Source organism: Anaerofustis sp., assembly GCF_019420015.1.
GTDB lineage: Bacteria > Bacillota > Clostridia > Eubacteriales > Anaerofustaceae > Anaerofustis.
On the sequence record NZ_JAHZIA010000008.1, the window covers coordinates 171,334 to 195,420 of the forward strand.

The following is a 24,087-nucleotide window of genomic DNA, read 5'->3' on the forward strand; positions in this document are numbered from 1 at the left end:
ATTTTGTATAAGTAGTTCATAATCTTTTTATTTCAATCAATATCAATAACTCAAATAAGTAAAATAAAACTTTTTTATCATAATACTTAATCATTACTCAAATATTCTTTTACTTTTTTCGCTAACGCTTCATTCATCCCATCTACTTTTGAAATTTCTTCAATAGAAGCTTTTTTTAAGTCCTCCATATTTTTAAAATGCATTAACAAATTTCTGCATTTGACTTTCCCTATACCGTCAATTTCCTCAAGGGTTGTTTTTAAAAAACTTTTACTTCTTAAGTTTTTATGATAATCAATCGCATATCTGTGCACCTCTTCACTTATGTCGTTAAGAAGTTTTTGTGCATATTCAAATTCTTTTATATTCTTTGATTCCTCATTATTTTTTACAACTTCTTTCAACTTATGTTTGTTGTTTTTCCCAAGCCCCAACACTTTTATATTAAACCCGAATGTACTAACAACATTCCTAACTGCGTTAACATGACCGATACCACCGTCAACAAATATAATATCGGGAAGAGGAAGAAATCTTGGATTATCTTCATGTTCATCAAGCTCTTTTTTTGCCCTGTTTAAACGTCTGAAAACAACCTCAACCATACTTCCGTAATCATTAGGTCCTTCTACCGATTTTATCCTAAACTTCCTATATGCCTTATTATTCTTTTTCGCCCCTTCAAATACAATCATTACACCTACACTGTCAACTCCTGATGTATTGGAAATATCATAGGCTTCATATCTGTAACTTCCCTCTTTTGAAATATTGGCATATCCGTTTATTTCCTCAACAGCTTTTTTCTCCATCAAAATTCTTTGCTTTTCTTTCCCTATAGTGTTCTCAAGATTCAAATTGGCATTATCTGTGGCAAGTTTTAAAAGCTTTCTCTTTTCGCCTCTTTGGGGAACCTTAATTTCCACCTTTGCCGACTTCAAATCAGCAAGAAGATTTTGAATGTTTTTTATATCATCAAATTCCCTCTCAACCAAAATCAAAGGAGGAATAAAAGGCGTATTGGTATAAAACTGCTTTACAAAAGCCGAAAGAACTTCTGATGCATCTTTTTCATTCTGACCTTTAAGCATATAGCTTTCTCTTCCCACTATCTTTTTATCTCTGAGAGCGTAAACCTGAACACAAGCCAAATCTTCACCCATTGCAAGCCCTAAAATATCCATGTTATCTGCTGTGGAATTTGAAACATTCTGTTCACTTTTAAGTCCTTTAATAGCAAAAATTTTATCTCTGACTTTCCCTGCATTTTCAAAATCCAGGTTATCGCTGTATCTATTCATTTTATTTTCCAAATCAGCTACAATTTTTGATGTTTTTCCGTTAAGTATATCTATTATTTCTTTGATGTAAGAATTATAAAGTTTTACGTCTACATTCCCCCTACAAACACCAAGACATTGACCTATATGAAAGTTTAAGCACACATTTCCTTTTTTTACTCCTTTATGCAATTCTTTCTTACACATAGCTATGGGATAAAGTTCATTTATCGTACTGACTGCTTTTTTTGCATATGTAGCATTTGCATAAGGGCCAAAATACTTGCTACCGTCATTTATATATTTTCTTGTAACAAAAAGCTTAGGATATTCATCTTTCAATGTAAGCTTTATATAAGGATATGTCTTATCGTCCCGCATCAAAATATTATAGTACGGTCTGTATTTTTTTATCAAATTACATTCCAGTATTAAAGCTTCCATTTCATTATTTGTGATTATATACTCAAAATCGGCAATATTTTCTACCATCTTCAACACTTTAGGAGTATGATTCGAATTTTTTCTGAAATATTGAGTTACCCTGTTTTTTAAAACTTTTGCCTTTCCGACATAAATAATCGTTCCGTTTTCATCTTTCATAAGATAAACACCGCTGTTTTCCGGAAGCAGTTTAATTTTATTATTTAAATTTTCACTGAATTTTTCTAACATAATTTTACCTGTAAAATATTGATTTTTATTCTTGGTTATTATATCATATAATTCACTTAAAGAAATGGGAGTAAGACATGAAAAATAAATTTAACGAGCTCAGGGCTAGCAATGATAAATACGATATTTACGTAACAAAAAAAGTTTTCTTTGGATACACTATAAAAAAATTCTTAAAAGGTACTTTTTATGACCTAATACAAAAAGTAGATATAAATGAAAATTTAACAAATGAAGAATTGGATAAAATAGCATATAGTATGTTAGATTAAACAGAGATTTTAAAATCTCTGTTTTTTTATATTTTTTATTATTTTACATATAATAATATTATTATGAATAATGAAAAAAAAGGTTATCTATCAACCATACTCATGAGCTTAATCATGGGTATGCAATATATATTTATAAAAGACTTAATAAAACTGTCCAATAACAATGTTTTTTTTGTGCTTAGCGTGAGGTTTTTTATTGCATTGCTCATTATGATGATAATTTTTAAAATTAAAAAAGAAAAAATAGATTTATCATTAAAAAATAAAGATATGTTTAAACTGTCATTTTATAACCCTGTAATAAATTTTTCTTTTCAGACAATAGGAGTAATGCTTTGCCCCGTTACAACGGTAAGTGTTCTTATAGCACTAATTCCCATAGCAAATGTAGTTGTAAGCTACTTTACGTTAAAAGAAAGATTAAGTTTAAAACAATCGCTGTTTATGGGTATCTGTATAATAGGAACATTAATAGCAAGTGTCTCATCCTCTGCTCATAACGATTATCACTTTGCATTAATCGGTGCAATTCTCATAATACTTTCCATTTTTTCAAGAGCAATATATCAAGCAAAATTAAAGCAACAATCAAAAATAAACCAAAGTATTGACAAAGTTTGTTTTTATCAAATATACTACGGATTTACAATATTTTTAATCATATTCTTAATATTTACTTTCTTATCTCCGACAACAGACTTTATAAGTATCCTTCTTACAAAAGATTTTATTATAGGGATATTATATTTATCAGTCCTTGCGACAATCGGAGTATTTTACTTAAATAACTATGCCGTAAAAAATATAAGCGTAATCAGTATAGGACTAATGAATAATATTACCGTATTAGTATCAACACTTGCCGGAGTTTTCTTTTTATCTGAAAAATTTACATTGGTCGAAGCCGTAGGTATATTTATGATACTACTGGGAAGTTATTTCTACTACAAAGATAAAAAACAATAAAAAAGATGCAATAATGCATCTTTTTATCTTTTATCTATAGGTATATACTCTCTTTTCGGCTGAACATTCATATACGCAGGTCTTATAATTTTACTTGCATTTATAAGTTCCTCTATTCTATGAGCAGACCAACCGGAAATTCTTGCAATCGCAAATAAAGGAGTAAATAATTCTCTCGGTATGCCCAACATTTTATATACAAATCCGCTGTAAAAGTCTATGTTTGCGCATATATCCTTATAAGTTTTTACTCTTCCTTCAATAATACCCGGTGCTAACCTCTCCACAGTTTCATAAAGCTTGAATTCATCTTGAAGACCTTTTTCTTCCGAAAGTTTTCCCACAAAATATTTAAAGATCAAAGCTCTCGGATCCGATGAAGAATATATTCCATGCCCTACACCATAAATTAACCCCTGCCTATCAAAAGCATCTTTATCTAAAATTTTATTTAGATAACGTGAAACTTCCTCTTCATCGCTCCAGTCTTTTACGTTTTCCTTAATTTCTTCAAACATATTTACAACCTTAACATTAGCTCCTCCGTGTTTCGGACCTTTAAGAGATGCCAGAGATGCTGCTACGGCAGAATATGTATCCGTTCCCGAAGAAGAAACAACGTGCATTGTAAAAGAAGAATTATTCCCTCCCCCATGTTCTGCATGCAATACAAGAGCCAAATCCAATATACGAGCTTCCAGTTTTGTATATTTACTGTCAGGTCTCAGCATATGTAAAATATTTTCTGCAGTAGATAATTCTGCTTTAGGAGAATGTATAAATAAACTTTCCCCGTTATTATAATGCATACTTGATTGATAACCGTATACTGCTATCATGGGAAAAATAGAAATCAAATGTATGCATTGCCTCAATACATTGGCAATTGAAATATCATCCGGATTTTCATCATATGAATACAAAGTAAGAACGCTTCTCGCCATCGTGTTCATTACATCCACACTTGGTGATTTCATTATTATATCCCTTACAAAAGAAGGCGGAAGACTTCGGTATTTTGCTATTTGCGAATTAAAAGACTCAAATTCTTGCTTATTTGGAAGTTTTCCTGTAAGAAGCAAATATGTAACTTCTTCAAACCCGAACCTATTATCTTCCATAAACCCGTCTACCAACGACTCTATAGGAATACCTCTATACCTCAAGTAACCATCCATTGAGACTTTTTTCCCATTTACAATTTCACTTCCACAAACATCGGAAATTTCGGTAAGTCCGGTAAGAACACCCACACCGTTTTTATCTCTAAGTCCACGGTTTACGTTATGTATGGTATACAGGGCTTTTTCTATATAACAATTATCCACACATATCTCACTCAAATTTTTTATTTCCGGAGTAATATCAGAAAAATTAATTTCAGTATTTTTATGTCTCATCTATGCCCTCCTTTGATTAATCATATTAAAGCTGAATTTAAATCATTTAACTGTGGCGTTCATTCAGCTTATTGAATATATCTTCTATATTAACACCTCTGTCATTTAACAAAACAAGTAAATGATATATCAAATCGCTTGCTTCACCTATAATTTCATTTTTATCGTTATTTTTTGCCGCTATAATTGTTTCGGCACTTTCTTCGCCTATTTTTTTACAAATCTTATCGATACCTTCTATTAAAAGATACTGAGTATATGATCCTTCATATTTCGTAGGCATTTTTTCCAACTTCTGTATTCCGTCTTTTCTTTTTGAAATTACATCTTGAAGTTTAAATAAAATCTCTGCACTCTCATCCTTTTCTTCTTTAACAATATCATTAAAAAAGCAACTCTCATTTCCTGTATGGCATGTAGGTCCGTCAGGAGATGCATTTATAAGAAGAGTATCTTTATCACAATCGACTTGTATACTTATTACATTAAGAAAATTTTTACTGCTTTCTCCTTTTAACCACTGAGTTTTTCTGCTTCTTGAATAAAAGTTCACTTTCCCGCTGCTAAGAGTTTCATTAAAAGCTTCCTCATTCATATATCCAAGCATAAGCACTTTTTTTGTCTTGTGATTTTGTACAATAACGGGAAGGAGCCCGTCACTGTTCAATTTAAAATCCTTGAAATTCATACTATATCCTCATTTCTACATCGTTATCTTTTAAATATTTCTTTAGATCCATTATATCAATTTCTCCAAAATGAAATACACTGGCAGCAAGTGCGGCATCAGCGCCACTTTGCAATACATCGAGAAAATGTTTCTTCTCTCCGGCTCCGCCTGAAGCAATTATAGGAATTGACAGATTCTTATTTAAAGTCTTTATCAAATCCAAGTCAAAACCGTTTTTCACTCCGTCAGTATCTATAGAGTTGATACAAATTTCACCTGCACCGAGCTTCTCGCCCTTTATAGCCCATTCTACAGCATCCATGTGTGTATTTTCTCTGCCGCCTTTAACATAAACATCCCAACTGTTTTTATTGTTTCTTTTAGCATCAATTGAAAGAACAACACACTGAGAACCGAATTTTTTTGCTCCGTCCTTTATAATATAAGGATTCACAACAGCACTTGAATTCACACTGACTTTATCAGCCCCGGCCAAAAGAACTTTTCTGAAATCCTCCACAGTTCTTATTCCCCCTCCTATCGTAAAGGGAATGGATACTTCTCTTGCAATGCTCTCGACAGTATGGATAAAGATATCTCTTTCGTCACTGGATGCGGTTATATCATAAAAAACCAATTCATCCGCACCTAATTTTGAATAGTTTTTGCCGAGCTTAACAGGATCATCTACATCTTTTATATTTGCAAAGTTTTTACCTTTTACAACCCTTCCGTGATCAACATCAAGACAAGGTATTATTCTTTTTGCTAACATATTATATCCTCTACTTTAAACTTATTTTCGTATAAAGCTTTGCCCACTATAACAGCATAAGTACCGTCTTCTTCAAGCCTTTTTATATCCAAAACCGACGATACCCCACCGGAAACAACAATATTATGCTCAGTCTCCACGCCAAGCTTCTTATACAAATCAAAACTCGGTCCTGATAACATACCGTCTTTTTTGATATCTGTCACAACTATACTTATAAGAGGCAAATCTTTTATTTTATCGAGATAATCCCATATTAAAATACCGCTGTTTTCACTCCAGCCTTTTATGTATACATATTCGTCCTTCACATCCAAAGAAAGGCTGATTTTATAAGGATATTTTTCACTCATTTCTTTTAGGAATTTGAAGTCTTTTACGGCTTTTGTTCCTATTGATACTCTGTCCACACCTATGTCTACATATTTTTTTATTTGTTCTTCGCCTCGTATACCGCCCCCGACTTCTATTTTCATGGATGTATCTTTAATAATACTTTTTATAACATCAAAATTAGTTAAATTCCCTGACAATGCAGCATCTAAATCAACTATATGGAGATACTCAACCCCTTTTTCTTCGAAATCTTTCGCAACTAAAAGAGGGTTGTCAAAATAAACCGTCTGTTTATCATAATCCCCCTGAGAAAGCCTGACGCACTTATTGTCTCTTATATCTATTGCAGGAAATATTATCATGTCCTATTCTCCTAAATAATTTAATAATAACTTTTCTCCGGTTTTATCACTTTTTTCCGGATGAAACTGCATTCCTATAACATTGCCGTGCCTTACTACCGCCGGAACTTTATAATAATAATCGCTATATGCAACCAAATCTTCATCGTTCATATTATCGGCATGATAAGAATGTACGAAATATACATACTCACCGTTTTTCACATTGTGTACTATATTATCATCTCTGTTTATTGTAAGCTCATTCCAACCCATATGAGGAACTTTATACTCACCTGGAATATCAAAAGGAACAACCTCTCCTTTAATAAAACCCAATCCCTTATGTTCACCCATTTCATAGCTTTTATCGAACAAAAGTTGCATTCCCAAGCATATCCCGAGAATATACTTACCTTCTTTTACCCACTCATGCAAAAAGTCTGTTAAATTATTTTTAACAAGCCCCTTCATACCATCCTCAAATGCTCCTACACCGGGAATAATAAGTTTGTCACATTTACTTAATTTATCAATATCTCCGGTTACTATGCTTTCAAAGCCTAATCTCGACAAAGCATTACGAACATTCTTAAGGTTTCCTGCCCCATAATCAATTATACCTATCATAGTACACCTTTACTGGAAGGAACATCTTCTCCCGTTATGGTAGCTGCCTCCTTTAAAGCTCTTGCCAGCGCTTTAAATATAGCTTCACACATATGGTGATTATTTCCCTTATCCAAAACTTTAATATTCAAATTAATGCCTGCATTAATACAAAACGCATATAAAAAGTCTTCCAATATCTCGGTCTCAAAATCTCCTATTCTTTCAACCGTAAAAGGATTTTCATATACGAGATATCCTCTTCCGCTTATATCAACACAAACCCTTGCCAAAACTTCATCCATAGGAACAAAAAAAGTTGAATATCTATTAATACCTCTTTTATCCCCTATTGATTCTCTAAAACACTTACCCAATACGATACCGATATCCTCTATGGTATGATGATTGTCCACTTCAAAATCACCTTTGGCTTTAATATCAATATCAAATTTAGAATGACTTGAAAGAAGAGTTATCATATGGTTAAAAAAACCAACACCCGTATCCGCATAAACATTACCATTACCGTCAATATTAAAATTAATCTCAATATCGGTTTCTTTTGTTACTCTGTGTTCATAACTTGATCTCATTTAAAAACCTCCTCTATCACTTCTATAAGTTTTGTATTTTCATATTCACTCCCGACAGATATCCTTACCGTATTTGGAATACTGCTTCCATATGAACGAATAGAGATACTTTTATTTTCACATGCTTTATAAAGTTTATCTGCCTTTTTAGTTCTTATGGTTATAAAATTCGCATTTAAAGGAAATATAAATATATCATCATATTTTCTTAAAACACTTACTATTCTTTCTCTTTGTTTTTTTATTATATTTATTTCATCTTCAATGTATTTATGATTTTCTATCAATACTTCCCCTGCCATTTGCGAAGTTGCCGACAAATTATAAGGAGCTTTCGCTGCATTTAAATAATTTATAACCTCTTCATCGGCCAAAATAAATCCAACTCTAAGTCCCGCACCGCTGAAGGCTTTTGAAAGAGTTCGCAAAATAATGACTCGGTTACTGTAATCAAGCAAATCAAGATTATCTCCTTCGGCAAAATGAATATATGCTTCGTCTATAACTACCAAAGATTTCGTACCTTCAATAACTCTTTTTATATCCTCTTTTTTGTATAAATAACCCGTAGGATTATTCGGCGTACATATATATATAATCTTTGCATCATGTTTATTTGCTTCTGATATAAGGATATCAATATCGGGAGACAAATCTTCTTTATCACTTTTTAATCCGATATATTTCCCTTTTGCAAGTATTGCCGCTTGTGCATACATTGAAAATGTAGGTTCAAAACTTATCGCTACATCATCTTTATCCATAAAAGTATTATTTATAATGGTTATACCTTCATCAGACCCTGATGTTGCCATTATTTTATTTACATCAACTCCTACAAGCAACGAAAAAGATTTTCTTATTTTTTTCGCATCAGGATCCGGATAACGGTTTATATTAATACTTTTCATTTTCTCTATAAACTCACCCTGCAATTTTGTACCGAGAAAATTTTCATAATGTTCGTTAGCATTAAGTATAATATTATAATCCTGTCCCGCAGCCTTATAGCATTCATAATCTTTAAGTGCAGGCACAACAAAATCCTTTATGCTCATTATTCAAATCTCCTTTCAATTGCTTTTGCATGAGCGCTGAGACCTTCTTTATTCGCAAATGCAATTATCTTATCCTTATGCTTTGTAAGCTCCTCCTTTGAATAATACACTATACTCGTCCTCTTCATAAAATCATAAGCAGACAGAGGAGAATAAAATTTTGCCTTGCCTGAAGTAGGTATCGTGTGATTTGAGCCCGCAAAATAATCACCGACAGGTTCGGGAGTGTATTCTCCCATAAATACGGTTCCAGCATTTTTAATATTATCAACATATTCAAAAGGATTTTCCAATGATATTTCTAAATGCTCCGGTGCAATTTCATTGGAAACATCAAAAGCTTTATCAATATTGTCAACAATAAAAATCATTCCGTAGTTTTCTATGGATTTAGATGCAATATCTTCTTTTGACAATTCTTTAAGCTGTTTATAAACTTCCCTTTGAACCGATTCTGCAAAGCTATATGATGTTGTAACTAGTATACAAGCCGCATTTTCGTCATGCTCTGCCTGAGAGAGCAAATCAGCCGCAACATATATAGGATTGGCATTTTCATCCGCAATAACCAATACCTCGCTCGGTCCTGCCAACATATCTATGTCGACATCACCATAAACCTTTCTTTTAGCCTCCGCTACAAAAAGATTTCCGGGACCGCAGACTTTATATACGGGTTTTATAGTTTCAGTACCATAAGCAAGAGCAGAAATAGCACCAGCACCACCTGATAAATAAATCTCATCCACTCCGCAAACATAAGCGGCAGCAAGAATATTTTCATTTACCTTACCACTTTTATCCGGAGGTGTTATAAGAGCGATTTCTTTTACTCCCGCAACCTTTGCCGGAACAGCATTCATCAAAACTGTAGAAGGATAAGGACTTTTACCTCCCGGAATATAAAGCCCAACTCTTTCAATCGGTGTAATTTTCTGAGTCAACCTTTTATTGCCGTCATCAATATCAAAATGAGAATATTTTTGATTTTTATGGTATTTTTCTATATTTGCCTTACTCTCTTCAAGAACTTTAATAAAATATTTATCGGCATTATCATAAGCTTTTTTTATATCTTTTTTATCTACCTTAAGACTCTTTACCTCTACTCCATCAAAGTCTTTCATCATCTTAATTAAAGCTTTGTCTTTATTCTTCTTTACTTCTTTAATTATATCTTCAACAATGCTTTCTACTTCATCCAGCTTACTGTCATGTCTTTTTAAAGCATCTCTTAGCGTATCTATAAAATCACTTTTGCCTTTTAAATCTATAATCTTCATATTTTTACTGCTCCATTCCGTCACTGGCTTTTTGCAAATTTTCTATAAATGGCTTTAATAAAGAATGCTTCATCTTTAAACTTGCTTTGTTTACTATAAATACAGAATAAATATCAAATATTTCTTCCAAAACGCAAAGTCCGTTTTCTTTTAAAGTAACACCGCTTTCAACAATATCAACTATTACATCCGACATTTTTAAAAGCGGAGCAAGCTCAACTGAACCGTTTATTTTTATAATCTTTGCTTTTATGCCAAGCTCATCAAAATATTCCTTTGCAATATTCACAAATTTTGATGCAGCAACAATTTGCTTCATATTTTTTATATCCATACCTTTAAATCCTGCAACACACATCTTACATTTACCTATATTTAAAGGAAATAATCTGTAAACATCAGGATTATCTTCAAGTAAAATATCTTTGCCTACTATACCGCAGTCACATACTCCACTTTCAACATATATTGGGGTATCACTCGGTTTAACCAATACCATCTGCACGCTGTTGTCATCACTGTTTAAAATAAGCTTTCGGTTTAAGTCAAATTCCGAAAAAGTAATCCCGAATTCATTAAATAACTTAATCGCCTGTTTTGCAACTCTTCCCTTTGCAACCGCTATTTTTATCATCTCATTCTCCCAATAAACTTTGTATTTCGTTTTCTTTTAACGCTTTATTATTTTTCTTATTTATAACTTTAAAGTTTTTGCCCATAACCAAAGATACATTGTATTTTTTATCTCTTAGTTTATTTGATATTTCTATACCGTCTTTAGCATCATCATTACAACAATAAACAATATAATCAACATTAAAGAAAGTTTCGTTTTCATCTATTATTTGTGAAGTTAAATCCAAATTTTGACTGAATCCGCAAGCACCGTTCCTACCCGCAAATTTTTTTGCCAATCTGTCATACCTGCCACCAGTTATTATTTCTCCGCCTGCATCGACAGAATATACTTTAAACATAATCCCACTGTAATAATGCATGGCATTTGTAAAACCTAAATCAAGGTATACGTATTTTTCAAGATTATATATTTTTAAAAGCTCATATACACCTTCTATTTTGTCAAGGGCATTATTCATCTTTTCATTTATGGCAATTTCTCTTGCCTTATTCATCACTTCTTCAAAATCGCCGAAAAGCATACAAATATCAATAAGTTTTTCTTTATACTTTCTATCAACATTTCTTTTATCCAAAAAGGATATAAGATCCGCACTGTTTTTTTGCTCTATGTATTTATGGACCGTTTCAACTTCGTCTTTTTTTATTTCTTCTATTTCTTCTATTAATCCATAAACAAAATCTGCATGAGATAAATCCAATCTTATGTCATTTATTCCAAGAGCAAATAAACTGTTCAAAGCAAGGGCTATTATGTCACTGTCAACCAAATCGCTCTCTTTTAAAAAGCACTCTACTCCCGTCTGATTTATTTCATCCAAAGTATAGTCTTTGAAAGTGTTTCTAAATACTTTCGATTCATAAAAATATTTTTCGCTTTCTTTGTTTTTCATGTTTACCACGGTTTTTAACACATGAAATGTAGCATCAGGTCTTATAACCAAAATATTACCTGTTCCGTCTATAAGCTTAAGTTGCTCGTTACTGTGGCTTATATCGTATTTCTTATACAAATCGTAAGGCATAAACATCGGTATCGTAATTTGTTCATAGCCATACTTTTTATATAACATACTGAGTGTATCTTTCATAAAAGCATATTTCTTTTGAGTATTGTCTTCTTTTTGCAACATAAAAACCTCCCGAAAAACACGTTAAGTATAATTAATTTATTATAGCATATTTTAAATATATGAGAAATAAAAATTTAAAAAAAATTCTGAAAATTTAATCTATTCTGATGCGTTCAATATTTATACATCAAATAAAATAATTATTCTAACCAATCCATTTATTTATAATATATTCATAAAATAAATATTATATTTATTCATAATACATATTAAACTTATTAACTTAAATAAACCTTAAAATATATACAATAAAAGCTTCCAAATATTTTTGGAAGCCTAAAATCAAATTATTTGTATCATTAAAGAATTTCATCATTATTAATACTACTGCGAGCGTTAAATAATTCTTCTCTTTTAGCTATTTCAATATTTAACGATTTGTTAAGCAAAACAACAATAGCAAGAGAAAAATACACCGAAAGAAATATAAAAGCACAGATAAATGCAACTGTAATAAACAGAGTCAAAAAAGCACCAAACAATGTCTCTGCCCCAATCCCGATAACCAACAAAATAAAAAACGGAATAATCATTAATATACATATGCCCAAATATATCAAATTTAACAGCAAATAAGGCTTAATAAATTTAACACCAAGAGAAAAAGTATTGGTAAAAAGATTTTTACTAAACATCTTGTCCTCTTTTGCTGCTAAAAACATAGCCATCACAGGAAATATTTCACAAATAATGGTAATAATCATAGTAAAAATAATAAAAAACAAAAGTTTGGGTATTAATGATAAAATCATGCTCGCCATAAAATTATTCGAAATAAACGGGTAGGCGCCATATAGGTTGCCTAAATCTCCCATAAACAAAATCGCCCCAAATACAGAAAACAACAGTGTTATAAAAAAGGCAAACATCAACTGTATACCGTAAGCAATCAAACATTCTTTGAATCTTGGAACAAAAGAAAATAAATCATTTACTCCAAAATCTTCTTCATCATCTGCCTTTATCATTATTTTGTATAGTCCTATACCCATAACCGTAGATATATAAAGCTCAATTAAATAACCCAAAATACTAACGGCAAAAGATTCAAAAACAAATGCATTAATATAATTTATAGATATGCTTATTAAAGATACAAGAAGTACATATCCGAGCATTTTCCAAAAATGTTTTTTTAATAATTCAAATGTTCTTGTGTTTACACTTTTTAACTTTACCATAATTATATTCCCTCCATCATCGAAAAATATTAATTCATACTCGTTTAATACAAAAAAAGATAATATACCGTAGGTACACTATCTGATTTTATTAAATATATTTATTTTAAGAAAAATACCCAAATCGCAAGTGCAATAACAACCAAGCCTTCCACGATTACCAAAGCTTTTTTTGCGTTCATATAATCCTCCGTAATGTTAATTTTACTTAATTATAACATAACTTATTATTAAAAGAAAGTTTATATTGAATATTTAAAATCATCAGCATTTATAAATTTCTCATATTTTATCATTTGACCGTACTTTACAAATGCTCCGGGCTGCGAAGCATATAAATCCAACAAATCCATTTTCTCTTCAAACAACTCAACAGGAAGCGAAACCATGTGTTCTCGAACTTTAAACATCTCACCTTTATTGTAGTATTTTGTAAAGTAATACAACTTATTATCTTTTATATTTTCTTTATATAAATCAGTAACTATATTATTTGTATATATATGATGTATATGTCCATACTCCCCTTCAGGATTATGAGTTACAACCTCATCCCATTTTTTATATGTAAGCACAGTTTTTATATCTTCTTGTATATACTCGTATACACCGACTTTTTTCCAGTCCACTCTTTTAAACTTATAAGCATCCGGATAAGATAAAATAATCCCCTTATCCTTTGTCTTTCTTAAAACACTGTTAAATTCTGAGTATCTTACATTACCGGTGCTTTTACCGTTGGTAAGGCATAAGACTAAATAATCGTCCTCAATTAAATGCACTCCGCCCCAAAGAGTTTCATCATCAGGATGAGCAACAATCATTAACTTATTAACATTTTTTAAATCCAATTTATCCAATTCCTTTTTACTTAAAAAAGGAGACTTTATTTTTTCCGTTTCATTCTTTTGCTTTCCGCTTCCCCAAAACATTCTTTTTTCATGATCAAATCCTGATGCAAGAGATTTGATAGAATATCTTATTGTCGGATTATCCTTCACACTGTCGAAAAGACAAAATGAAATAGAAATAACAAAAATATAAATCAGAAAAAGCGTAGCGATTTTAGAAAATACCGATTTATTCATAATTCCCTCTAAAAAACAAATGGTACGCCTGAGAGGAGTCGAACCCCCACTAAGCGGGCCGAAGCCGCTTGCTCTATCCATTAAGCTACAGGCGCACTTACTTAAAGTATTCTATCACTTATCAAACGTACTATCAAGAACACATATGATTATTAATCGAATTTTAATAAAATTTGTATTTATTGATTATTACAATGTAAAAACACAAAAAAATCTATATACAAAATTAATGAAAAACTTCGCTAAAAGTGTTGAAAATTTATCTGTAAAGCATTAAAATGCTAATTAGAGATGTGATTTTTGTCAACAGTTTTTATAAGCATACATAGACATATTTTAGTCATTGAGCAAATGTAACCATGCAGAACTTTTTTTCAAAAATCATAATTTTATTGTTCAAATTATATATATTTATGATATAATAGTTTTGTGCAAAAGTAACATGAGAGGATTATTATGATAACTGTATTGGTTGTATGCGGAAGCGGAGTTGCTACGTCTAATTTAGCGGCAGAAAAGTTAAAATCATTATGTAACGACGAAAATATAAGTATAGATACATATCAATGCAAAGCATCTGAAGCAAGTGCAAGAAAAAAAATGATAGATCCGGATATCATTGTTACAACTGTAAATTTAGACGAAAAATTTGATGTTCCGGTTATCAACGGAAAATCTTTAATAACGGAAATAGGCATTCCGGAATTTAAAAAAGAGCTTTTCTCGGTCTTGGTACAAGTATTAAGCTCATCAAATTCGCTACAAAACGGTTAAGCCGTTTGTAATAAAAGTTGCTTTAAATAAATCTTTTAAAAGTACATTTTTTGGTAAATAATAGAATGATATTATTTATTTAATTAAACGGAGGATTTTATTATATGAAAACTATTTTAGTTGCATGTGGAACAGGTATTGCTACATCTACAGTAGCTGCAAAAAAATGTGAAGGAATTTGTAAAGAAGCTGGTATTCAAGTAAAAACAGTTCAATGTAAAGCTGCTGAAGCTGCTTCAAAAGTTAAAGTTATTAAACCAGACGTAATTGTTGCTACAACTGATATCCCTGGAGATCTTCAAGGAACAGCTCTTCTTAACGGTAGATGCCTACTTACAGGTGTTGGTTTAAACCAATTTAAAGAAGAATTAATTGAAGCTTGTAAATAATTAAGCATATTTATTTTTTAAGTATTTATTACTAAGAAGATTTATTTTAAAGAACGAAAATAAATTCTATTAAACCCAAATAACTTCAGTACTTTAATTAAAAAAGATATTAAGACGAAGAACAGATATAATATAATATCTGTTCTTTTTCTTTTATACACTTAATTATGTTTATTGATATTATTCTTTTTATGCCTACAAAAGGTTATTATCATTAGAGTTTTTATCTAAAGATAACTATGTTTATTGACATTCGGTTTAATCATATGATATTATATAAAAAGATATTACATATTATTATTCTCGCATTTAATTATTACAAATGTAAAATAGCATATGTACATATTATTAAAATATAAGGAGACTAAATATGTTAAAAGGAAAAGTTGCAATAGTAACCGGAGCCGGAACGGGAATAGGAAAAGAAGTCGCTCGATTATTCGGCAAAAACCATGCTAAGGTGGTTTTAAATTACCGTTCAAGCGAAAAAGAAGCAAACAAAATAAAAAAAGAAATTGAAGATATGGGTTGTGAAGCCATAACTGTAAAAGCTGATATATCAGATTACGACGATTGTAAACATCTGGTTAACAGTGCAATAGAGGCTTTTGGACATATCGATATACTCATAAACAATTCAGGCATGGGGCTTACCAAAAATTCAATTTTGGATATAACAAATGAAGAATATCATAAACTGATGAAAATAAACCTAGACGGAACATACTATATGACAACATTGGTTTTAGCCGAAATGGAAAAACAAAAAACAGGAGGAAGCATTGTCAGCATATCGTCCTCTGCAGTTGCACAACCAAGCAGTGGCAACGGAGTGTACGCAATGAGTAAGGCAGCAATCGAGCTTTTAATGCGTTCTGTTGCTCAAAACCACGGAGAACACGGAATAAGATGCAACATAGTCGCACCGGGACCTACAGAAACAAATATGGTAAACGAATATTTCGACGAAGAAAAACGAAAAAGAGTTACAAAAGAAATACCACTGAGAAGATTTGGAGATCCAAAAGAAACGGCACAGGCAGTACTGTTCTTTGCCAGCGATATGTCAAGCTATGTAACAGGGCAAAAAATCCATGTAGACGGTGGAAGAACAATAAGATAAAAATTAAAGGAGATATAAAAATGGAAGAAAAACTTTTAGGAAAGGTTGCTCTTATTACAGGAGCAGCAAGAGGCATAGGAAGAGAGTATGCACTCAGACTCGCAAAACTCGGAGCAGATGTTGTTATAACTGACTTGGATATTAAAGCAAGTAAATTTAAAGAAAAAGATGTACTTGCGCCAACTGTAAAAGAAGAAATCGAAGTCTTGGGAAGAAAATCAATGGCCTTTGAAGGAGATGCAACTGACGACAAATTCGGAAAAAAAGTTGTCGATGAAGTCATCAAAGAATTTGGACATATTGACATACTTATAAATAATGTCGGAGGAACCGGAGGCGCAGGTCCTGCTCTTGCAACAGAAATGGATACGGACAAATTTGTTCATGCACTTCATATAAATTTACTTTCAACTTTTATTTTCTGTAAATATGTCGGAAAACAAATGAAAAAACAAAAAAGCGGAAAAATTATCAATATCTCTTCAGTAGGTGGCTCAGTTCCTTTATTTATAACACAGGCTCATTATTCTGCCGGAAAAGCAGGCGTAGATTCTTTAACCAGAACATTTGCCCTTGAATTAGCCCCATATGGTGTTAATGTAAATGCCGTAGCTCCGGGATATATACACACAGTAAAATGGGACGCTCATTTTGAGGAACAATTTAAAGAACTTACGGAAAAAGTCCCTATGGGCAGACTCGGAAACACTGAAGACTGCGCAAAAGTAATTGAGTTTTTAGCTACAGATTTATCTGATTATTTAACAGGACAGACAATATATATTGACGGAGGACTTAAAACATTAAATCCATCATCGTCTAAAATAAACTTATATTAATTTTGCATTAGAACACTTGAAATCAAATGTAAATTAATTTATAATATTACAAGACAAAACGTAAGGAGAGAGATAATGAAACTTATAGTAGCTGCAAGCATGAAAGATGCTAAATTTGTAAAATTTGAAGAAACTATTCAAAAAAATTGCGGAAAGGATGTCGAAGTTGTAAAATGTAATGTTGTTACAGATGACTTTGAAGCACTAATCGCTTCTGAAAATCCTGATGCAATCGTAAAAGTAGGAGTTAAAGTTCCTGATACTGATATTCCTGTAATTGACGGATTAGCTCTTAACTATCCACAAATGGGAGCAAAAAAACTTTTTGATGCAATCAACAAATTAAAATAATTTATAAAGAAAAGACCTTCGTATTGATATCAATACGAAGGTCTTTTCTTTTAAGCAAATAAAAAACATCCAAAATATCGGATGTTTTATTTCTATCGTGGCGCGCCCTGGAAGATTCGAACCCCCGGCCTTTTGATCCGTAGTCAAACGCTCTATCCAGCTGAGCTAAGGGCGCATATTTAATACTTAAATAATATACCACAATAAGAAATAAATTGCAATATTTTCAATTAAGCTTTTTCCTTGATGCTTATTTACTTGTTATATTTACCGCATAAATCAAAGTTGATGTAATTGCATGTGTCATCTTATTTTCGACAGCATAACACAAATCTTTAAATATTTTTAATATAAAAAAGAGTCCTTACATAAGTAAGGACTCTTGGGTGTGACTAGATTAATCTAATTATTTATAAAATATTTTACTTTACTTTTAATAACTCAGATTAAAGCATGATCCATTTAGCAATTAAGAATGGAATCCATGTAATCCATTGAGCACCTAAAGCGATGTTAGTAATTTGTGTAGCGCCTTCAGGAACTGCAAGACCTGTGTAGCTTGCTAAACCTGTCATTACGTCTGCTGCGATAGTAGAGAATGTTAGGTAGATAGCACACATAACTACTGTTTCGATAAGACCTCTGAATAAGTTACCTTTGTTAGGTAATACAGCACAAATTACATAGAATACTAATGCTGCTAAGTCTGTTAATGGAAGAACTGTGTTCCATGGTAAAATAAGAGCTTCAACATAAATAATTGGAATAGAAAGTAATGCTAAAGCAATTACGAATGGATGACCTGTAGCTACGGCAGCATCAAGACCGATGTATAATTCTTTACCTGGGAATCTCTTTTCAAGGAATGTTTGAGTCATTTCTGAAATAGGCATTAAACCTTCCATAAGAAGAGCAACCATTCTAGGGATAAGAACCATAACAGCTGCGATGTTCATACCATCAATTAATACTTGTTGGATACCTGCTGCAATAGTTGTACCTTCTGTAGTAAATTGAGCTAAAGCTGAAAGAAGACCACCGATAACGAATCCCATGATCATTGGTTCACCTAGTAAACCAAGTTTTTCTGCGATACCTTCACTTGTCCAGTTGATATTTTTAATACCAGGAATCATGCCGATTAATTTATCTAATGGATATGTAACGATACAGTTACACATAGATTGGATATGTGGTAAAGAGATACCTTCCAAACCAAAGATTTCAGCACAGTCTGCTTGTGTCCAGTCAGCAACGATAAAGATAATACCCATCATTACTACAGCTTGACCTATAGCGAATGTCCAAGCTAATGCTGGATTTGCTTCTCCACAAACTAAGATAATAGCTGAAGCTGTAAATAATACATGCCAGTAGTTCCAGATATCAACGTCCATTGTTTTTGTCCAACCTAAAGCTATCATGATAATGTTTGTTATAATTACTGCGATAAATACGAATGGAACAACCTCTGTTGACCATGCGATAGCTGAACCGGCTGCCCAACCAACGTCAAACGCTGTTAAAGGGAAGTTAAGGTTTTCAACTAGTTTTTGACCTATAACTGATATTGCACTAGACATAATACCGATAACAGCATTAAGTCCGATAAAACCAACACCAAAAGTCATACCAGCTCTAAGAGCTTCACCAAATTTAGCACCTAAGATAAGTCCTAAAATTGTGAATATAATTGGCATCATAACTGATGCACCCATGTCAATTATATAACTAAATATATTTGTTACGACTTGCATTGTTTTTCTCCTTTAAAATTAAAATTGTTTGTTTTCTATGTTAAATATTCTGCTTACTTAAAATTCGTATAATACCTAATGAAGTTAATTTTTTAATACTTCTAATAATTCATCAATACATTCTTGTAATTTAATTCCCGTTAGAAATGGTCTTCCACTGACTGTTTTACAAGGAAAAGCCCCGGGCAAATCACATGTACTAATTACCAAATCCGGTAATATTTCTTTTGCTCTTGAAGCAGCGTCTTCAGCTTTACACTGAATTGTCTTTACTTCAATATTATTCTGCTCGCAAAGTCTTGTGACTTTTTTAGCAACCACGGTAGAAGTAGCAATAGCTGTTCCGCAAGCTACTAGAATTGTTTTCATCTCTAATCACCCCCGATTAAAATCACGTAAGCATAAATATTCTAACCGATTTAATATTATGAAATTGTCAATCATCATAATGAATTTTAACATTTCGTCAAAAATCTGATAACCGTTACATTTAATCATAAATGTGACTTTGTTACATATTTAGTATAATACTTAATGTTGAATTTGTCAATATTATTATAAAGTATTAATTAGGAATTCAACTACATTAAATATATATTAAATATTAAAGGATTTATTACTTTAATTTTAAATTAAACATAATATTCTTTAATAAACAAAGAAGAAGAAATTAAAAATTTCTTCTTTTTATTTTACAGTTAATAATATCAATAGCATAAAGAATACGGCAACGGAAACTATAAAAGCAAGCCTTGCCATAGAAAGCGCCTGAGAAGCTTTTTTTTCGATATCCTGAAATCTTTTGTTCATTAAATCATACATATCCAAAGATTCATCGTTCTCTTTCTCAGCCTCTTCCTCTTTTAATAAATCAATAGGATTTATCCCTACGTTTCCTCCGATTAATGGAGCAAAAGCTCTTTTTCTAAGGCTCTTTTTGTAACTCTCCATTATTTTTTTTCTATCTTCATCACTTGTAGGATCCAAATGAAAATCGCCGTTATCTTTTATTTCATTTTCATCTAAAACTTTATCGTCTTCTTTTAAAATCTCTTTTTCGCTCATAACAATTAAACACTTAAACTTCTTCCGCCATCAGCAATAACAACTTCGCCATGAACAAATGAAGGTGTATTTAGGAAGTAAACTATGTCTGCAACTTCCGTAACATCCATAAATCTTCCCATAGGAACTGATTTCTTTCTTGCTTCCAAATCTTCCGGATTATCTTTAAATCTTTCTGCCATTAAAGGTGTCATTATCAATGTAGGCGCAACCGCATTAATTCTTAAGCCTGTATCACCAAAGAATCTTGCAAAACTTCTTGTCATAGAAACTATGGCACCTTTACTTGCTGCATAAGCAACACTTCCGCCACCACCTGTAAATGCAGCTGTTGAAGCAACATTAACAACTGAAGGTACTTGATCATTTTCTTTAGCTTTTAAAAGTAAATCTATTAAAGAAATAATCATATTGAAAGGACCGTTTACATTAATATTGATTGTTCTTTGGAATACGGCAGGATCTAAACTTATTTCTTTAGGTTCTCCACCCGGTGCAATTGCAGCATTGTTTACCAAAGTTGTCAAATATCCATATTCCTTTTCAACCAAAGCAGCAACTTCTTTACAGTTATCAAGGTTAGCAATGTCACATTTAACCGCATGTGCAACTGTACCTTTTTCTTCAAGCTCTTTCTTTGTTTCAAGCATTCCGGCTTCATCAAAATCCACGATAATTATATCGTAACCTTCTTTAGCAAATTTTTCGCAAATAGCTTTGCCAATACCTTTGGCTCCGCCTGTAATAACTACATTTTTCTTAGCCATTTTTATTTCACTCTCCTAAATATTGTTTTTTCTCACTGGTAACATTATATAATATATAACAATCATTGTCAATTACGTTTGTAATTTTTTTACATAAATCGTTACAGATGTAACCTAAAATATTTTGAAAATCGGATAAAAAAATAAGACGGCATAATGCCGTCTTATTCAGAAAAATTTTCTTATTTCATTTCAGGATCAAATAATACTTTAAATCCTGTAACATTTGCAGCTTTATTGAAAGCTTCTTCCCAATCTTCAAGTTTCATAACGTCAGAAACTAATGGTTTAATATTAATTTTACCAGCAGCAACTAAATCAACCGCTCTTCTCCAAGCTGTTGGTTTTTGAGAAAGTGTACCTTGAATTCTGATTTCTTTTTCTTGGATTCTTCCTAAGTCTAAGTAATCAGGAGATGGTCCGTGGAATACACCCATTTGAGAAATTGTACCTGTCTTTTTAACGATATCAAGACATGTATTTAATGATGGATAAGCACCTGCAGCTTCAACACAAACATCAGCACCGTAGCCATCTGTCAATTTCATAACCAATTCTTTTAAGTCTTCTTCTTGTTGATTTACACAGTAATCAATACCTAATGTTTTAGCGATTTCCAATCTATGTTTATCTTGATTGATACCTGTTAAGATTACAGTAGAATTATTTGCTTTTGCAGCTAAAGCAGCAAGAGTACCGATTGGTCCAGGACCTGAAACAACAACAACTTCGTCAGCATGAGTAGTAGTCGTTTCTCTAACTGCATGAATACCACAAGCAAGCACTTCGATTAAAGCACCTTCTTCAAAACTCATGTTATCAGGCATCTTAATACAGCTTGTAGCTGGTACTTCTACATATTCAGCGAAACATCCGTTCTTTTTAGAACCGATACCTAATCTTTCGATACATACGTTTGTGTTACCTACTGCACAGTTTTTACATTTACCACATACTTTGTATGTAGTCATAACAACAACTCTATCACCTACTTCAACACCTTCAGCACCTTCTCCTAATTTATCTACAACACCACAACCTTCGTGTCCGATAATTACAGGAAGTTCACCTAGTCTGTCAGAACCAAATTTCCAGTATGCTAAATCTGTAGCACAGATACCGCCTCTTTTTACTTTAACTCTAACATATCCTCTTTGAGGTTCCGGAATAGGGAACTCTCTAAGTTCAAGTTGTCTGTCTTCGTTTAGGCATAAGCCTCTCATCATTTCACTCATTTAGTTTACCTCTTTCTTTTATTTTACTGAGTCTTTCATTTTTTGAATTAGCTCTTTATAATCAGCATCATCACCTTTAAAGATAGATGATGTTCCTGCCACCAATACGTCAGCTCCTGCTTTAACACATCCAGGAATTGTTTCTGCATTAATATTGCCGTCAACAGCAATCATCAAACCAGGATTTCTTTCTTCTGCCATTTTTCTGATATTTTCTATTTTGCCAAGAGTCTGTTTAATAAATTTTTGTCCCGCAAATCCAGGAGAAACCGTCATCGCCAAAACTATATCAATATCATCGATTAAGTATTCCAAAACATCTTCGTTTGTAGCAGGATTAATTGCAACACCTGCTTTAACACCCATTCTCTTTATATCTCTTAAAACTCTATGTATATGTATAGTACTTTCAGGATGAACGTGAACAAAATCATTTTCATCTAATATACTACAAATCTTTTCAATATACTTTTCAGGGTGGAACATTGCCAAATGAACATCAAATGGAATATTTGTTTTTTTCTTCATATGCTCAAGCATATAAATACCCATAGCTATATTTTCAACATAATGCCCGTCCATCATATCAAAGTGAATCAAATCCGCTCCTGCTTTTTCAAGCTTTTCGAGCTCCCATCCAAATTTCATAGGGTTTCCGCACATAATCGAAGCTGATACTTTTAAATCATTCATCTTATTTATCCTCCCCTACCGCTTTATGGATTATATCTTTCATTTCTTTAGTCAAAGGTTTATATAAATTTCTGTCGCCTTTAAAAATTGCACTTGTACCGCAAACAAAAACGTCCGCACCGGCTTTTGCACATCCAGGTATTGTTTCAGGACCTACATTACCGTCAATTTCAATTAACAAATCCGGATTATATTTTTCTTTCATTTCTTTTAATTGGGCAATTTTTTTATATTGATTAGGAATAAACTTTTCTCCCGAGCCTCCGGGATTAACTGTCATTAAACATACCAAATCAATTTCTTTTATTACCTCTTTTAAAACATTTAAATTAGTAGACGGATTCAAAACAACCCCTGCTTTGGCACCCGCTTTTTTTATTCTTAAAATACTTCTATGCAAATGTTTTACGGCTTCTGCATGAATGCAAATATATTCTGCTCCCGTTTTTGCTATTCTTTCATAATAACAATCGGGTTCAACAACCATCAAATGCACGTCAAAAGGTATATCAGAATATTCTTTCATGGCTTCAAGCATATAAAGTCCCATACCGAGGTTACCAACGAACTCTCCGTCCATAACATCAAAGTGAATCATATCAACCCCGGCTTCTTTAAGTGCATCTAATTCTTCACCATATTCAAGAGCATTTCCACACATTATAGAAGCTGCTATTTTATCCATATAAGTACATCCTTTCCTTAAATTTTATCTCACATTATTATACAATCATTTAATATTTAGGTCAATAACTAAAACAAAATCCCAAAGAAAAGATAACGTTCTCT

The 24,087-nt window shown here is 32.1% G+C and carries 27 protein-coding genes and 2 tRNA genes; 7 read left to right on the forward strand and 22 right to left on the reverse strand.

Annotated elements, in window-relative coordinates; translation table 11 throughout:
• Nucleotides 1–86 precede the first annotated feature (86 nt).
• Entirely contained in the window at nucleotides 87–1,955 is a 1,869-nt protein-coding gene (uvrC, locus tag QZ357_RS02270) for an excinuclease ABC subunit UvrC (protein ID WP_290771338.1), read from the reverse strand.
• 77 nt (nucleotides 1,956–2,032) lie between these two features.
• Here uvrC and QZ357_RS02275 point away from each other — a divergent pair, with 77 nt between their 5' ends.
• Together QZ357_RS02275 and QZ357_RS02280 are read left to right on the forward strand one after the other, a co-directional pair.
• Complete coding sequence (locus QZ357_RS02275; RefSeq protein ID WP_290771340.1) at nucleotides 2,033–2,227, forward strand: hypothetical protein; 195 nt, start codon at nucleotides 2,033–2,035, stop codon at nucleotides 2,225–2,227.
• A gap of 63 nt (nucleotides 2,228–2,290) precedes the next feature.
• Nucleotides 2,291–3,196, forward strand: coding sequence for a DMT family transporter (locus QZ357_RS02280; RefSeq protein ID WP_290771342.1), 906 nt, complete (start codon nucleotides 2,291–2,293; stop codon nucleotides 3,194–3,196).
• Between the two features lie 23 nt (nucleotides 3,197–3,219).
• On the opposite strand, the gene QZ357_RS02285 is transcribed toward QZ357_RS02280, so the two are convergent.
• The 13 genes from QZ357_RS02285 to QZ357_RS02345 all read right to left on the reverse strand — a co-directional run bounded on the left by QZ357_RS02285 (nucleotide 3,220) and on the right by QZ357_RS02345 (nucleotide 14,400).
• A complete protein-coding gene (locus QZ357_RS02285; RefSeq protein WP_290771344.1) occupies nucleotides 3,220–4,596 on the reverse strand; it encodes a citrate/2-methylcitrate synthase in 1,377 nt (458 codons plus the stop codon).
• Between the two features lie 46 nt (nucleotides 4,597–4,642).
• The gene (hisIE, locus tag QZ357_RS02290; RefSeq protein ID WP_290771346.1) at nucleotides 4,643–5,284 is read right to left on the reverse strand and encodes a bifunctional phosphoribosyl-AMP cyclohydrolase/phosphoribosyl-ATP diphosphatase HisIE; all 642 of its coding nucleotides are present in this window, start codon (nucleotides 5,282–5,284) and stop codon (nucleotides 4,643–4,645) included.
• 1 nt (nucleotide 5,285) lies between these two features.
• Nucleotides 5,286–6,041 (reverse strand): imidazole glycerol phosphate synthase subunit HisF, encoded by a 756-nt coding sequence (gene hisF, locus QZ357_RS02295; protein ID WP_290771348.1) that lies wholly within the window; start codon nucleotides 6,039–6,041, stop codon nucleotides 5,286–5,288.
• Nucleotides 6,035–6,739, reverse strand: coding sequence for a 1-(5-phosphoribosyl)-5-[(5-phosphoribosylamino)methylideneamino]imidazole-4-carboxamide isomerase (gene hisA, locus QZ357_RS02300; protein ID WP_290771350.1), 705 nt, complete (start codon nucleotides 6,737–6,739; stop codon nucleotides 6,035–6,037). The genes hisF and hisA overlap by 7 nt, the downstream gene beginning before the upstream one ends.
• A gap of 3 nt (nucleotides 6,740–6,742) precedes the next feature.
• Nucleotides 6,743–7,348, reverse strand: a complete 606-nt coding sequence (hisH, locus tag QZ357_RS02305) for an imidazole glycerol phosphate synthase subunit HisH (RefSeq protein ID WP_290771352.1) — start codon at nucleotides 7,346–7,348, stop codon at nucleotides 6,743–6,745.
• Nucleotides 7,345–7,923: an imidazoleglycerol-phosphate dehydratase HisB gene (gene hisB / locus QZ357_RS02310; RefSeq protein WP_290771354.1), complete on the reverse strand. Its 579-nt coding sequence runs from the start codon at nucleotides 7,921–7,923 to the stop codon at nucleotides 7,345–7,347. The genes hisH and hisB overlap by 4 nt, the downstream gene beginning before the upstream one ends.
• A complete protein-coding gene (gene hisC / locus QZ357_RS02315) occupies nucleotides 7,920–8,981 on the reverse strand; it encodes a histidinol-phosphate transaminase (protein WP_290771356.1) in 1,062 nt (353 codons plus the stop codon). The genes hisB and hisC overlap by 4 nt, the downstream gene beginning before the upstream one ends.
• Nucleotides 8,981–10,264 (reverse strand): histidinol dehydrogenase, encoded by a 1,284-nt coding sequence (gene hisD, locus QZ357_RS02320; protein WP_290771358.1) that lies wholly within the window; start codon nucleotides 10,262–10,264, stop codon nucleotides 8,981–8,983. Before hisD ends, hisC begins: the two co-directional genes overlap by 1 nt.
• Before the next feature lie 4 nt (nucleotides 10,265–10,268).
• Nucleotides 10,269–10,898, reverse strand: coding sequence for an ATP phosphoribosyltransferase (gene hisG, locus QZ357_RS02325; RefSeq protein WP_290771360.1), 630 nt, complete (start codon nucleotides 10,896–10,898; stop codon nucleotides 10,269–10,271).
• A 1-nt stretch (nucleotide 10,899) separates the two neighbouring features.
• The gene (locus tag QZ357_RS02330; protein WP_290771362.1) at nucleotides 10,900–12,036 is read right to left on the reverse strand and encodes an ATP phosphoribosyltransferase regulatory subunit; all 1,137 of its coding nucleotides are present in this window, start codon (nucleotides 12,034–12,036) and stop codon (nucleotides 10,900–10,902) included.
• A 299-nt stretch (nucleotides 12,037–12,335) separates the two neighbouring features.
• The gene (locus tag QZ357_RS02335) at nucleotides 12,336–13,217 is read right to left on the reverse strand and encodes a hypothetical protein (RefSeq protein WP_290771364.1); all 882 of its coding nucleotides are present in this window, start codon (nucleotides 13,215–13,217) and stop codon (nucleotides 12,336–12,338) included.
• Between the two features lie 242 nt (nucleotides 13,218–13,459).
• A complete protein-coding gene (locus QZ357_RS02340) occupies nucleotides 13,460–14,305 on the reverse strand; it encodes a PIG-L family deacetylase (protein WP_290771367.1) in 846 nt (281 codons plus the stop codon).
• A 20-nt stretch (nucleotides 14,306–14,325) separates the two neighbouring features.
• Nucleotides 14,326–14,400, reverse strand: a tRNA-Arg gene (locus QZ357_RS02345).
• 361 nt (nucleotides 14,401–14,761) lie between these two features.
• Here QZ357_RS02345 and QZ357_RS02350 point away from each other — a divergent pair.
• The 5 genes from QZ357_RS02350 (at nucleotide 14,762) to QZ357_RS02370 (ending at nucleotide 17,781) form a co-directional block, all read left to right on the forward strand.
• Entirely contained in the window at nucleotides 14,762–15,079 is a 318-nt protein-coding gene (locus QZ357_RS02350) for a PTS sugar transporter subunit IIB (RefSeq protein ID WP_290771369.1), read from the forward strand.
• A gap of 104 nt (nucleotides 15,080–15,183) precedes the next feature.
• Entirely contained in the window at nucleotides 15,184–15,468 is a 285-nt protein-coding gene (locus tag QZ357_RS02355; protein WP_290771371.1) for a PTS sugar transporter subunit IIB, read from the forward strand.
• A 370-nt stretch (nucleotides 15,469–15,838) separates the two neighbouring features.
• Nucleotides 15,839–16,591, forward strand: a complete 753-nt coding sequence (locus QZ357_RS02360) for a glucose 1-dehydrogenase (RefSeq protein ID WP_290771373.1) — start codon at nucleotides 15,839–15,841, stop codon at nucleotides 16,589–16,591.
• A gap of 20 nt (nucleotides 16,592–16,611) precedes the next feature.
• Nucleotides 16,612–17,430 carry an SDR family NAD(P)-dependent oxidoreductase gene (locus QZ357_RS02365; RefSeq protein ID WP_290771376.1) on the forward strand — a complete coding sequence of 273 codons (819 nt, stop codon included), beginning with the start codon at nucleotides 16,612–16,614 and terminating at the stop codon, nucleotides 17,428–17,430.
• A gap of 75 nt (nucleotides 17,431–17,505) precedes the next feature.
• On the forward strand, nucleotides 17,506–17,781 hold the full coding sequence (locus tag QZ357_RS02370; RefSeq protein ID WP_290771378.1) for a hypothetical protein: 276 nt from the start codon (nucleotides 17,506–17,508) through the stop codon (nucleotides 17,779–17,781).
• Nucleotides 17,782–17,879: 98 nt separating this feature from the next.
• Here QZ357_RS02370 and QZ357_RS02375 read toward each other — a convergent pair.
• From QZ357_RS02375 to rpe (QZ357_RS02410), 8 genes are all read right to left on the reverse strand, one after another.
• Nucleotides 17,880–17,956, reverse strand: a tRNA-Arg gene (locus tag QZ357_RS02375).
• A gap of 271 nt (nucleotides 17,957–18,227) precedes the next feature.
• Entirely contained in the window at nucleotides 18,228–19,538 is a 1,311-nt protein-coding gene (locus QZ357_RS02380; protein ID WP_290771381.1) for a PTS transporter subunit IIC, read from the reverse strand.
• 84 nt (nucleotides 19,539–19,622) lie between these two features.
• Nucleotides 19,623–19,907: a PTS sugar transporter subunit IIB gene (locus tag QZ357_RS02385; protein WP_290771383.1), complete on the reverse strand. Its 285-nt coding sequence runs from the start codon at nucleotides 19,905–19,907 to the stop codon at nucleotides 19,623–19,625.
• A 318-nt stretch (nucleotides 19,908–20,225) separates the two neighbouring features.
• Nucleotides 20,226–20,603: a hypothetical protein gene (locus tag QZ357_RS02390; RefSeq protein ID WP_290771385.1), complete on the reverse strand. Its 378-nt coding sequence runs from the start codon at nucleotides 20,601–20,603 to the stop codon at nucleotides 20,226–20,228.
• 5 nt (nucleotides 20,604–20,608) lie between these two features.
• Nucleotides 20,609–21,370, reverse strand: coding sequence for an SDR family oxidoreductase (locus tag QZ357_RS02395; RefSeq protein ID WP_290771388.1), 762 nt, complete (start codon nucleotides 21,368–21,370; stop codon nucleotides 20,609–20,611).
• 182 nt (nucleotides 21,371–21,552) lie between these two features.
• Nucleotides 21,553–22,605, reverse strand: coding sequence for an alcohol dehydrogenase catalytic domain-containing protein (locus tag QZ357_RS02400; RefSeq protein WP_290771390.1), 1,053 nt, complete (start codon nucleotides 22,603–22,605; stop codon nucleotides 21,553–21,555).
• A gap of 18 nt (nucleotides 22,606–22,623) precedes the next feature.
• Complete coding sequence (gene rpe, locus QZ357_RS02405; protein ID WP_290771392.1) at nucleotides 22,624–23,298, reverse strand: ribulose-phosphate 3-epimerase; 675 nt, start codon at nucleotides 23,296–23,298, stop codon at nucleotides 22,624–22,626.
• Nucleotide 23,299: 1 nt separating this feature from the next.
• The gene (gene rpe, locus QZ357_RS02410) at nucleotides 23,300–23,983 is read right to left on the reverse strand and encodes a ribulose-phosphate 3-epimerase (RefSeq protein WP_290771393.1); all 684 of its coding nucleotides are present in this window, start codon (nucleotides 23,981–23,983) and stop codon (nucleotides 23,300–23,302) included.
• Nucleotides 23,984–24,087 lie beyond the last annotated feature (104 nt).